Origin of the sequence: Silvimonas soli, assembly GCF_030035605.1 — a bacterium.
GTDB classification, from domain to species: Bacteria; Pseudomonadota; Gammaproteobacteria; order Burkholderiales; family Chitinibacteraceae; genus Silvimonas; species Silvimonas soli.
The window spans coordinates 3007979-3020099 of sequence record NZ_CP106736.1 but is presented as its reverse complement, the minus strand read 5'-3'; the positions used below and the strand labels follow the sequence as shown (position 1 = coordinate 3020099).

The window sequence follows — 12121 nt, the reverse complement described above, 5'->3', positions numbered from 1 at the left end:
GAATGCCAATCAATCCAGTCCGCCTATGACCAGCTACGCACGCCCAGCCATTGTTTGACCTTGCGCGCCACACCAAACGGCACCACCAGCCACACCAGCGGCTTGAGCAACATTAACCAGGAGCGGGGCGCGCAATCCACATGGCGCAGCAATACTTTAAAACGCGACCACTGCTGCCGGCGGCGGCGCGATAACGAAATCCCCGCCGTGGTGTATTCAGTCCGGACCAATATTTCGGGCAGATTTGCAGTGCGATAACGCGCTACAAATTTCCAGAAATAAGCGAAATCTTCGGCGGCCTTGCAGGCCACTGGGTATGCGCCCAACTCGCGCACTCCGGCTACGCGGAACATAACCGCAGGGTGCGTAAACGCATTATCGACATGCATTTGCCGCACGATCTGTTCGTGCGTTTGTGGCTGGTTGAGCGTGAAGCGATCGCCGGTTTCATCAAAAAACACTACCGCGCTGCCCAGCAGATAAACATCTGGGTGGGCATCCATATAGGCCGCTTGCCGCGAGCAGCGATCAGGCATATTCAGATCGCCACAATCCAGCCGGGCGATGTACTCATAACCACCGGCATTCATCAACGCGGCCAGGCCCGCATTCAGTGCAAACTCGATCCCCTGATTCTGCGGCAGATACACAAAATTCAAGCTGCCTTGCGCTTGCCATGCAGCACGGCAGGCGGCTTCATCCAGTTGTTGCCGCACACTGCCGTCATCGACTACCCAGGCGTCAACCTGTTCGTCAGCGCCGACCGATGCCAGCGATTCCACCATACCTTGTGGATTATTGAAATGCGGAATCAGCAGCGCGACCCGGTTGTGTGAAATCGTCACCGGTGTTGCTCCAGTTCAGTTTTTATCAACTGCGATTTACTTGGCGTGCCGTTAAACAGCGCGGACCAGCGTTCCAGCAGCAGTTGCTTGTCGTAGTCATGCGAGCGCAAGCGCAGTTGCGCCGCCAGCGCCGGGTGCTTGGGAACTTGCGCCAGAATCAGTTCGGCCAGCGCCACGCCGGTGGCCGCTTCGGTCACATATTCGTGCGCCTGCTCACCAAACAGTTCGACCACGCCACCGGCATTGGTTGTGACCACCGGCAGGCCAGCTTTCATGGCTTCCAGCACCACCAGCGGGCAGCCTTCAAACCAGGATGTCAGCAGCAAAAAATCTGCGCGACGCATGAAGTCGGCGACGTCATGGCGCGTGCCCATAAATTCGATCAAACCCGCCAGACCGCGCTTTTCCGCCTGCGCCTGCAATGCCCCACGCAACGGGCCGTCACCCAGCACCGTCAGCCGGGCCAGCTGATTGCGTTCGACCAAAGCCGCCAGCGTATCCAGCCACAAGTCAGGCTGCTTTTCGACATCAATACGGCCCACAAACAGCAAGCGCAGCGGGTTGCCGGGATAGCGCGGTGGCCGCGGCTCGACGTCTTCGACAAAATTGGGAATAACTTGCCAGCCTGGTTTGACCGGTTCATCAAGCCATTTACCCAGTGATTGCCGAGCGTGGCCGGAGACAAAAACAATGTTCTCAATGCGCCGATAAATATTCTGGCAAGCAAAGCGATGGACCGGGTTCATATGCGCGGCGGCATCCACGTTTGCCAGCGGGCCATGCACCCAAGCCACCAGCCGTTTGCCCAGCCCGCGCGTGGCCAGCCAGGCCATGTATAGCGGCATCAGGAAGGTGGCGGCAACCACCACATCGGCCTCAGTTGCCAGCTTGCGCGCAGCGCGCCAACCCGCCAGCCAGGTCCACGGTTTTTTGGGATGCCAGGCTTGGGACAAATCCACCACCCGCACCGTGCGCGTACGCTCTTGCCACAGATTGGTGGCGTCGCCCAGCGTGACCAGAGTGACCTGAAAACCGCGTGCCGCCAGCCCTTCGCCTACCAGCGCGGCACAACGTTCCACTCCGCCCAGACCCAAGCCGCGCAAGAAGAATGTGATTTTCATCGGCTTCCTTTACCGGTGAGTCGCTGCAACGCCTGCAACACTCCCTGTCCCAGCCGGTGTTTGATCCATTGTTTCCGATAAAACCCGCTGCGCTCCAGCGCGAACGGTAAAGCCGCCCGCAAGCGCCCGACCACCGGCAAGGTTTGGGCCGCAGGCTGCGTGCGCTGCCATGCTTCGATCCATGCCTCGGCCAGCACTGCAGCGCCCACCGGATGCGCTTGATGGATCGCCAAGAGCATATCGGCGTAAGCCGCAAAGTCGTCCGGCAACAAGGTACGGCCCGGCTCGGCGTATTCGGCAAACTGGACCGCACGCGCTTGCAACGCGGCAGGCAGCAAAACAAGAGCATAAGCGGCGCGGATGCGTTGGGCCGTTTGGCGCAAGGCATCCCGTTTGGTCTGGGTGATCTGCCCGGCGTGGCAGCGATAGCGTAACAGCGGCTGCGCGACGTTCACAAAATGTGCACCACGCGTCGCCAGTGCGCACCACAAGGCGTAGTCCTCCGCGTGAACTGCGCCAGCGTCATAGGGGACCTCCCGCAGCAAGCTGGTGCGGGCCACTACGCTGGGGTGGGCAAAAGCGACGTTGAACAGCAACTGCAATTTGATCGAGGCATCGTCCAGCGGGGTCTGCCAGATGCCGGAACGCTCGCCAAAGAACTGCACCCAGGTGCCGCACACGTCAGCACCCGTTTGTTCCAGGGTGGCGAGCTGGATTTGCAGACGTTCGGGCTCAGCCAGGTCATCGGCATCCATGCGCGCCATCCATGCTCCGCGCGCAGCGGCGATGCCTTCATTGAGCGTGGCGATCAAACCGCGATTTTCGCGGGTGATGATCTGGAAACGCGGATCGCGAAACGCATGCGCTTGCAGGATCGCCAGCGTTTGGTCGGTGGAACCATCATCAATCGCCAGACATTCAAAATCGGTAAAGGTCTGCGCGGATAAGGAATCCAGCGTTTCCTGTAAATACGGCGCGCTGTTGTAGCACGGCAAAACAATGCTGACGGCAGGCGTGATCATACGGCAGCAGCCTCCTTCAGAACCTTGCGGGCACGCCACCAGAAAGCGACGACGATATATGTTTCAACAGCCAGCACCACTTGTGCAGCACGCACCGCCCCGTGGCCCGGCAGCAGGATCAACAATCCCAGCACGTTAATGACGCCAGCCACAATCAATACGCGGCTGAAATAACGTTCTTCACCAAACGGTAGTAACGACTGCATGCCGAATACGTAGCTAAAGGCGCTGAGCAGCACAATTGGCGCCAGCCACATCATGACCGGCGCGGCAGCGGCCAGGTCTTTGCCCGCCAGAAACGGCATCAGCCACGGTGCGCCGATCAGCAGGATCAAGGTCAGTACCAGCCCGGCCGAGCCTTGTAACAAAGTGGCTTTGCGGATCATCGATACCGCCGCTGGTTTGTTGTGATGGGCGAGTTGGGCAATGCGCGGATAAGTTGCCTGCACCAGCAAGGCGATCAGACCTTGTACATTAACCAGCAGTTTGTTGGCGGCAGAGAAGTAGCCCACCTGCAGTACACCACTGTACAGACCGACCAGTGTGGTGGTGGCAGTGGTGTACAGGCTGGTCGATAACGCAGAAAGAAAAAATGGCCAGCTAGCCCGCAGCGAGACTTTGACATCCGCCTGGCTGGGTCGCACCCAGGCCGGGCGCTGTAGTCCCCACTGGGTGATCCACCAGAATGCGCCTGCCAGGATCATCGGCGCGGCTTGTAATACCACCGCCAGGCCAACGTCGTCGGGACTACGCACCAGCAGCAGCAAGAAACCCAGCAACAAGGCACGGGCAATCACGCTGATGACTGAAGCGGCCCGCAATTCTTCCATGCCCTGGAAATACCAGGTCGGGAAACACACCGACGCCACGATATTGGCCAGCGAAAACAAAAACACCGGCGCCAACATGCGCCAGTCCGGCACCAGCATGATCGCCGCCGTGAGCAACACCAGCGACACCAGCATGAGGCACGATTTGGCGACCATGGTCCGCCAGAAAATAGCGGCAATCCGTGCCGGATCCTCGCGCGCCACGGCGATTTCGCGGGTGGCGGACAGATCAAAACCAAAATCGGTAAACAAGATGCCGTACTGGATCACCGATGCAGCGTAGTTCATCGCACCGAACGACTGCGCCTGCAGCACGTGGGTCAGAAACGGAAAGGTGACGAAGGAGATCAGGTACTGCAATCCCTTCACCACGTAAAGCGCGACAATATTTCCCGCGAGCTTGCGATCCATCAGGGCGCGGCTCCGGCGTGGCCGATCTTGCGCGTGGGATGGTCGATCGTATCGTCGCCATAAGTGCGCAAGACTTCGGCGATCACCACGTGATAGCCCTTGTACCAGGTCTGGTAGTTTTGCTTGGCGGTAATATGGTCCGGGTGCTGCATCAGCGCTTGCAAACCTGCCAGCGAATGCCAGTAATACACCACGCAGGTGAGCTCCTGGGCGGCGTTTTCCCAAGTGTCTTGTCCGGCAAATTCAGGGATGGACTGTGCGGCGGCCATGATCGACGCATCAAGGCGCTCGAACTCGGCGTCGTACTGTTTTTTCCTGAAAATGAAAGTCGCTGAATACATGGTTTTTCTGGGTGCCGTTGATCTGCAAGGCTAATAAGCAACAACCCGCGCTAGCTAACGCGGGTTGTCTGTAAACACACACAATTGTATTTGATCAACGCAAGTATGGCTGTAACCGTTTTACGTCTTTCAAGCGAAGCCGTTGGGATTGCCGCTTTGCCAGCGCCACGAATCGCGGCACATGTCTTCCAGCGTTTTCTCGGCCTGCCAGCCCAACTCGCTGCGCGCCAGCGCCGGGTCTGCGTAGCAAGCCGCGATATCGCCGGGGCGACGATCAACCAGTTGGTATGGCACGGATTTACCGCTGGCCACTTCAAACGCCTTGATCATGTCCAGCACCGAATACCCCAGGCCAGTACCCAGATTCACCGTTACCGTACCAGAGCCTTGCGCCAGTTTTTGCAGCGCTTTGACGTGACCCTTGGCCAGATCAACCACGTGTATGTAATCACGTACGCCGGTGCCATCTGGCGTCGGATAGTCATGTCCATACACCGACAGTTTGTCGCGCTTACCCACTGCCACCTGCGCCACAAATGGCATCAGGTTGTTCGGAATGCCTTGCGGGTCTTCGCCGATCAAGCCGGATTCATGCGCGCCGACAGGGTTGAAATAACGCAGCAAGGCCAGATGCCAGGAGGAATCCGAGCGGAACAGATCGCGCAGCATGTCTTCGATCATCAGCTTGGAGCGACCGTATGGATTGGTCGCGGATAGCGGAAAATCTTCATTGATAGGCACCGCATGCGGGTCACCATAAACGGTGGCCGACGAGGAGAACACCAGCTGTTTGACATTGGCGGCGCTCATGGCTTCCAGCAAACGTACCGTTCCGACCACGTTATTATCGTAGTAGGCCAGCGGCTTCTGGACTGATTCGCCCACGGCTTTCAGACCAGCAAAATGGATAACTGCACCAATCGGCCAGCGATTGAAGGCCTCATCCAGCGCTTTGCGATCGCGGATATCGGCGTTGACCCATTCCACCGGCTTGCCGGTGATGGTCTCCAGCCGGTTGAGTACTTCAGGCTTGGCGTTGCAGAAATTATCGAAAATGACTGGGGTAAAACCGGCAGCGAGCAATTCGATATAGGTGTGCGAGCCGATGTAGCCCGCCCCGCCTGTCAGCAATACATGCATAGCGATTCCAGTAATAAACAGTGATCGAAAGTGGCAGCGATGCTAGCAAATCCGACGGCAAATACCATCGGATAACTCTGAACGACCGGCGCTTAACGCCGCTCTTGTCGCCACAACATCACAATGGCGATAAACAGGAAGAACAAAGTCGGAATCGACACCACCAGCGGTGGTGGCCAGCTGCGCAATTCACCCAGATAAACCACAACCTGGTTCAGAAAGTGGAACGACATCCCGACGATGATCCCGGCGAACAAGCGCACGCCCACATTGCCACTGCGCCGCTGCGTCTGCGCAAACGGCAAGGCAATCACGATCATCGACAAACAGGCCAGCGGGTAAAAGAGCTTGCCCCACAAGGCGAGCTCATAGCGTGAAGTTTTCTGGTTGTTGCGGCGCAAGTGATCGATATAACTATACAAGGCGCGACCCGACATCTGCGATGGCTCGACCAGCAACACCGCCAGCATTTCCGGCGTGATCGACGTGGCCCAGTTGCCCGCCGCCGCCTTGGTCATGCTCACCCCGCCTTCATTCGGCGCAAAGCGGGTTTCGGCGGAATCCTGCAGTTGCCATTCACCGTTGCCTTTGTACTTGCCGGTGGTGCCTTCAAGAATGCGGTTCAGCACCATCTTGTCGCCGAATTCGTAAATGCGGATGCCCAGAATGGTGAGATCGGGCAGCATTTCGGCGATGTTCACAATCTGGTGACCATCCTTCACCCAGACGCCAGAGCGGAATTCACCCACCAGCATGGCCTTGGTCGCAGCCAATCGGTGTTGGTTAGCCGCTTGCTTGGCTACCGGCGCAACATATTCGCCCAGCAGCAACGTCACCGCGCCATACAACACGCCAATGGTCAGCAGCCAGCTCAATAAACGTTTGACCGACACCCCGGCCGCACGCATCACGGTCAGCTCAGCATTCCCGGCGAGCGTCGACAAGGCGAAAATCCCGCCAATCAGCACGGCAATCGGCAACAGGTTGTAGGCATTGGAAGGCGTTTGCAAAAGCACATACAGCAACGCGTCGGAGAGCTGATAACCGCCCTTGCCCAGATCGCCCAGTTCGCCAATCAAATCGAAAAAATTGTACAGCGCCAGCAAGCCTGCCAGGGTGAACAGAATGAATACCGTCAATTGACGGAACAGATAACGTGCCAGAATTTTCATGACACGCTCCGGCTTTTGCTGCGCCAGAAATACAGGCCAACCACCAGCCCCGCAGCGAGAATATGTAGCGGCCACATGTTGAGCCAGAGCGGCACTTTGCCGCCAGCAATCCAGGCCTGCATGATATTGACCATGCTGTAGTAAACGAAGTACACGAACACCGCCACCACCAGGTTGAGTGCCCGGCCGCCGCGTGGATTAAAGAACGCCAGAGGAATAGCCCCCAACGTCAGAATCAAGGCCGATAACGGCAAAGCGATACGCCAGGCCATTTCTGCGCGTTTCTCGGGGTTATCGCTGCCCAGCAATTGCATGGTTGCAGTAGCCTGAGTGGTCGGGCTGGAAACAGGTCGATCTGTGGTTTCAATACGCAATTGGGCGTGATCGAACGTCACTGTGTCATAGGCAATCTTGCCGGGCTCACCTTGATAGGAGCGGCCTTTGCCTAGCCACAGCCAGCGTTCATCGTGCTTATCCAGAAACATGCCGCCACGCTCAGACATGATGATGGAGATGCGGCCATCTTTCTTCATCTGCACAAAGACGTTGTTGCCAGCGTTGGTCTGATTGGTAAAGTTCTCGACGAAATAGACGCGATCGGCCGAAGGGGATTCGCGGAAAACGCCGGGCGCGACCTGTGTCACTTCCTGGCGCGACATGGATTTCTCGCGGAACTCATTGCCTTTTTTCAGCGCCCATGGCGACACCACGGTCGACAGCACGGCAATCAGCACCACCACCGGTAGCGCAAACTCCAGCACCGGCGCAATGAAATTGCGAATGGAGCGGCCGCTGGCGAACCAGATCACCATCTCGTTGTCACGCCACAGGCGCGTCATGGTCGCCAGCACGGAAACGAACAACATGAGCGACATGAGAATAGGCAGGTAGCGCACTGCGGCGAAGCCCATCATGGCCCAGACCGCAGACGAGGCCAGCGCGCCAATGGCGGCCTGGCCCAGCAAGCGCACGACCTGTGTGGTCATGACAAGCAGCAGCAACACGGCGAACACCGCCATGGCTACCCACGTCATTTCCTGAATCAGGGTCTTGCGAAAAAGCATGCGTTTTTGACTTATAAGGGGGGACAGGAAATAATCACGCGAGCCTGGAACCGGACCATCCGCGTTTTTCATGCATTTTGCATGCAAATGCGGCGGTCCACCACAAACTCAAGCCCCAAAAGGGCTCACACCAACAATAGATAAGTTGCACATATCAGCGCAACGGAGGTCCACACCATGGAATATATCATTAATCTCACCCCCCCCGAAAAAGACACCGCTGAGACACTGGTGCTGCCCGTCGCTGGCAAAAAGCTGGCACAAGGCCTGTCAAAGCTCGATTCGGCCACCTCGGGCGTGTTGTCCGCGCTGGTTGCCAACGGTGAACCGGGCGAGAAAGCGGGCTCCATTTTGAGCACGCACGTGACGCTGGACGGCAAATTGCGCCGCGTGGTTTTGGTGCAGACCGGCGAAACCGCTGATGTAGCTTCCTTGCGCCTTGCAGCCAGCGCCGCTGCCAAAGCAGTGATCGCGGGCAAGGCGACCAGCACCGGTGTTCACCTGTTGCTGGTTGCAGGCAAAACCCTGGGTATCGAAACCGCTGCCGCCATCGTCGCGCAAGCGTTTGTTTTCGAAGGCTACCGGTTTGATCAGTTCAAATCCAAAAAAGAACCTGTGGCGACGCTCACCAATGTAAACATTACCGTGAGCAAAAAAGCCGACCAGGATGCGGCCCAAGCTGGCCTGCAACAAGGTCTGGCCATTGGTCATGGCGTGAACTTCACCCGTGATCTGGGCAATGCCCCGGGCAACGTTTGCACTCCGACCTATCTGGCAACCCAGGCGCAAGCGCTGGGCAAAGCAGCCAAAATCAAAGTGGACGTGCTCGAAGCTGCCGACATGGAAAAGCTCGGCATGGGTTCATTCCTGGCCGTGGCCAAGGGTTCAATCGAACCGCCCAAGCTGATTACCCTGGAATACAAAGGCGGCAAGGGCAAGCCAGTGGTGCTGGTTGGTAAAGGCATTACGTTTGACTCGGGCGGTATCTCGCTCAAGCCGGGCGACAGCATGGACGAAATGAAATACGACATGTGCGGTGCTGCCACCGTGCTGGGCGTATTCAAGGCCGTGACTGAACTGAAGCTGCCTATCAACCTGGTGGGTGTGATCGCTACTTGCGAAAACATGCCAGCTGGCAATGCGTACAAGCCAGGTGACATTCTCACCAGCATGTCCGGCCAGACCATTGAAGTGCTGAACACCGATGCTGAAGGCCGTCTGGTACTGTGCGACGCGCTGACATACGCCGCGAAGTACGAACCGGAAACCATCATCGATATCGCCACGCTGACTGGTGCTTGCGTGATCGCCCTGGGCCATATCGCGACAGGCTTGTACGCCAATGACGAAAAACTGGCAGAGCAACTGTTGGCAGCAGCTGGCACTTCCGGCGACAAAGCATGGCGTATGCCGTTGTGGGACGACTATCAAGAACAACTGAAGTCCAACTTTGCGGATATGGCCAATATCGGCGGCCGTCCGGGTGGCTCGATTACCGCAGCGGTGTTCTTGTCACGTTTCGTCAAAGACGTGAACTGGGCTCACCTCGATATCGCCGGTACTGCATGGAAGTCTGGTGCGGCCAAGGGTGCCACGGGTCGTCCGGTGCCAATGCTGGTGGAATTCCTCAACCAGCGCGCCGCTAAAACCGCGAAAAAGAAATAAGGCCCGATGCGGTAAGATAGCCCGCTTGTTACCCAGCCCAAAGTAGCCATGGCCCAGATCACTTTTTATTTCAACGTGAAAAACCGCGAGCAGGCGCTAGCCCAGCTCGTGGGCAAGGCCGTGGCGCAAAACCTCAGCATCTCGGTACTCGCCGCCAGCGAGGCCGAGGCTCTGCGGCTGGACCGGGTATTGTGGGATACACCGCATACCAGCTTTGTGCCGCATTGCCGGGCGAACGAAGACATCGCAGCGCAAACGCCTGTCGTCGTTGATTTTCGCCCGGCATTGCTGCCCTCGCGCAACGTGTTGTTCAACTGGACCGGCCAAGTGCCAGACGGTTTCGCCGAACACGAACGTATTATTGAAATAGTCTCGCAAGATGAAAACGAGCGCCTTGCCGCTCGGGAGCGCTGGCGTACCTGGCAAGGATTGGGCATGACCCCCGTTGCCGTAGACATGCTGGAACTGGCGCGCAAGCGTGCAGGCGGAGCGCAAGCGTGACGATAGATCAAGAAAATGAAGAAAGCGTAAACCCGCTGTTTAACAAGATGGATGCGTTGCTGGCGCGCCACCGCGGCAATATCCGCGGTAAAGAAGAAGACATCCTGCCGGTGCTGACCGACGTCGCCGAAGATCAGGGCCCGATCCCGGTGCTGACTGAAGTCGCCATGACCCCGGCTAGCAGCCTGATGTTCGACCCGACTGATTTCCTGTCGCCACAGCCAGTTGAAATAGAACCGGTGCCAGTCGTTCACGTCGAAATCCAGACACCAAAGAAAGACCCCGAATTTCTCGACTTGCCCCTGCTGGACCTGGAATCACTGTTACGCGAGCGGGCACCTTTCGGGCCGGGCAGCACGCCGCAGATCGAGCCGCTGACAGAAGAGCCTGAAGCGGAACTGAACGCGGCACCGGTCGATGCCGATGCCGATGTGACCAATGACGAGTCGAACCCCGCTGCGGCAACGAGCCAGACCCAACCTGACTGGGCAACCGAAGCCTCGTCGGTTGATACCTTTGTCGATGAGTTCCATCAAGATCAAGCGCCGCTCGATTCACCGCAAGGCAGCACCTTGCATTGGGAAGAGGCCGATGAAGTTAACGAGTTCGCCCATCCGTTTGCAGCCGTGGCAGAGGCGTTGCCAGCAGCAGAACTGCCAGTCGCTGCCTCAGCCAACAACGATGCGCCAGACTGGTCGCCGGTAGCGCCGTGGTGGACCGACGAAACGCCTGTAGACGACGCCGAAACACTGGCAGCGTCGGTCAGCGTTGGCTATGTAATGGACGAGCCACCAGTAGTCGACAACTCAGCCGTTTCGGTCGATTGGCAAGCCGATACCGAAACGCCGCTGGAACTTGATCTGGACGCTTTCCGCGAAGAGGACTCTGCAGAGCCTGAACTATTGAATGAGCTGGCTGAGGCTCAACAGGAAGAAGCCACACCAGCCATAGTGGCCGAACCCCCGCCGGTGGCAGCGCTTTCATGGATGAACGAAGCAGCCATCAGCGAAATGACGGCCAGTGTGGCGGCGCATCTGGCGGTGGATATCTCGACAGAGGTCGAGCAACTCACCCGCCGTCACTTCGCGCAAATGATGCAGACCCTGTACGGCGAAGCACTCACGCGCATGATTGATCAAGTCGGCATGGAACTGGAAGCACGGCTAGCGCCACGGATTGATGCGTTGGTACGCGAAGAACTGCAGACGCGCGGGCTAACCAATGGCAATGCTAATCCAGCCACGGATCAAAGCTGATTTTGCTAACGACATAGCAATTGTCGGCGGTGAGCTCAACCTCACCGCCGCAATTCATTCAGGGCATGTGATTCAGGCTTTGTGCAGCCATTTACGTATCGCGCGTGCTATGCGCCAGCCAGTCAGAGCCAGCGGCAAGCCTTTGGCGATCCACGACAAACGGCCACGGGCCAGCAGCACCGTGGCTACATCAACGAAGCCAGCCGGGCCAGTAAAAGCACTCAGTATCCCGCGTGCGGCTTTGCCTTTTTTGAAGGGCGACCTCAGGGTTTCCCAATCCTGGGCCAGTTGCATGCGGTGAGCATCCGCCTGCAGTTGCAAAGTCGTCTTGCGTAGCTCCCGCAATTCGCGCCGTGTCAGTGTACTCATGGCAAAAATTGCTCCCGGTCTTTACGCAATTGCTCCAGCGTAGCGGCAAAAGGCTTGGGCGCACTGGTTACGGTTTGCCAGGCATAACGCAGACAAACCAGCCCACCCAACAGATAAACTGCGGCCACGATCAGCAAGGCCAGCCAGCGCCATTGCTCGCTGACCCACCACACCACAGCAACCGACAGTACCCCGAGTCCCAGCCAGACCACGCCAGCGCCAACCAGAACCAGAGCGGCAACCAGAACAAGACGCTCGCGCTCTTCTTCCAGTTCCAGCCCCAGCAGGGAAAGGTGGTTATGCGCCAGGCCCACCAGACTGGAGGCCAGGCGCTGCGCCAACCCACGATGATGTGCATCGTGGGCGTCACGTTCTTCACTCATG

General features: G+C 58.0%; 13 protein-coding genes. 3 read left to right on the top strand and 10 right to left on the bottom strand.

Annotated elements, in window-relative coordinates; translation table 11 throughout:
- Window positions 1-23: 23 nt before the first annotated feature.
- The 8 genes from N7220_RS13810 to lptF form a co-directional block, all read right to left on the bottom strand.
- The gene (locus N7220_RS13810; RefSeq protein WP_283148108.1) at window positions 24-845 is read right to left on the bottom strand and encodes a glycosyltransferase; all 822 of its coding nucleotides are present in this window, start codon (window positions 843-845) and stop codon (window positions 24-26) included.
- The gene (locus tag N7220_RS13805; RefSeq protein ID WP_283148107.1) at window positions 842-1966 is read right to left on the bottom strand and encodes a glycosyltransferase; all 1125 of its coding nucleotides are present in this window, start codon (window positions 1964-1966) and stop codon (window positions 842-844) included. The genes N7220_RS13810 and N7220_RS13805 overlap by 4 nt, the downstream gene beginning before the upstream one ends.
- Complete coding sequence (locus N7220_RS13800; RefSeq protein ID WP_283148106.1) at window positions 1963-2988, bottom strand: glycosyltransferase family 2 protein; 1026 nt, start codon at window positions 2986-2988, stop codon at window positions 1963-1965. The genes N7220_RS13805 and N7220_RS13800 overlap by 4 nt, the downstream gene beginning before the upstream one ends.
- Window positions 2985-4229: a flippase gene (locus tag N7220_RS13795; protein WP_283148105.1), complete on the bottom strand. Its 1245-nt coding sequence runs from the start codon at window positions 4227-4229 to the stop codon at window positions 2985-2987. Before N7220_RS13795 ends, N7220_RS13800 begins: the two co-directional genes overlap by 4 nt.
- Entirely contained in the window at window positions 4229-4570 is a 342-nt protein-coding gene (locus N7220_RS13790; RefSeq protein ID WP_283148104.1) for an antibiotic biosynthesis monooxygenase family protein, read from the bottom strand. Before N7220_RS13790 ends, N7220_RS13795 begins: the two co-directional genes overlap by 1 nt.
- Window positions 4571-4699: 129 nt before the next feature.
- On the bottom strand, window positions 4700-5710 hold the full coding sequence (gene galE / locus N7220_RS13785; RefSeq protein WP_283148103.1) for a UDP-glucose 4-epimerase GalE: 1011 nt from the start codon (window positions 5708-5710) through the stop codon (window positions 4700-4702).
- Between the two features lie 92 nt (window positions 5711-5802).
- A complete protein-coding gene (lptG, locus tag N7220_RS13780; protein WP_283148102.1) occupies window positions 5803-6882 on the bottom strand; it encodes an LPS export ABC transporter permease LptG in 1080 nt (359 codons plus the stop codon).
- On the bottom strand, window positions 6879-7946 hold the full coding sequence (gene lptF / locus N7220_RS13775) for an LPS export ABC transporter permease LptF (RefSeq protein WP_283148101.1): 1068 nt from the start codon (window positions 7944-7946) through the stop codon (window positions 6879-6881). The genes lptG and lptF overlap by 4 nt, the downstream gene beginning before the upstream one ends.
- A gap of 177 nt (window positions 7947-8123) precedes the next feature.
- Here lptF and N7220_RS13770 point away from each other — a divergent pair, with 177 nt between their 5' ends.
- From N7220_RS13770 to N7220_RS13760, 3 genes are read left to right on the top strand one after another with little or no spacing between them, the layout of a single operon-like run.
- Window positions 8124-9611, top strand: a complete 1488-nt coding sequence (locus tag N7220_RS13770) for a leucyl aminopeptidase (RefSeq protein WP_283148100.1) — start codon at window positions 8124-8126, stop codon at window positions 9609-9611.
- 48 nt (window positions 9612-9659) lie between these two features.
- Window positions 9660-10112 (top strand): DNA polymerase III subunit chi, encoded by a 453-nt coding sequence (locus N7220_RS13765; RefSeq protein WP_283148099.1) that lies wholly within the window; start codon window positions 9660-9662, stop codon window positions 10110-10112.
- Window positions 10109-11368: a hypothetical protein gene (locus tag N7220_RS13760; protein WP_283148098.1), complete on the top strand. Its 1260-nt coding sequence runs from the start codon at window positions 10109-10111 to the stop codon at window positions 11366-11368. The genes N7220_RS13765 and N7220_RS13760 overlap by 4 nt, the downstream gene beginning before the upstream one ends.
- A gap of 72 nt (window positions 11369-11440) precedes the next feature.
- Here N7220_RS13760 and N7220_RS13755 read toward each other — a convergent pair whose 3' ends face one another.
- Together N7220_RS13755 and N7220_RS13750 are read right to left on the bottom strand one after the other, a co-directional pair.
- Window positions 11441-11737: a hypothetical protein gene (locus tag N7220_RS13755; protein ID WP_283148097.1), complete on the bottom strand. Its 297-nt coding sequence runs from the start codon at window positions 11735-11737 to the stop codon at window positions 11441-11443.
- Window positions 11734-12120: a phage holin family protein gene (locus tag N7220_RS13750; protein ID WP_283148096.1), complete on the bottom strand. Its 387-nt coding sequence runs from the start codon at window positions 12118-12120 to the stop codon at window positions 11734-11736. The genes N7220_RS13755 and N7220_RS13750 overlap by 4 nt, the downstream gene beginning before the upstream one ends.
- Window position 12121 lies beyond the last annotated feature (1 nt).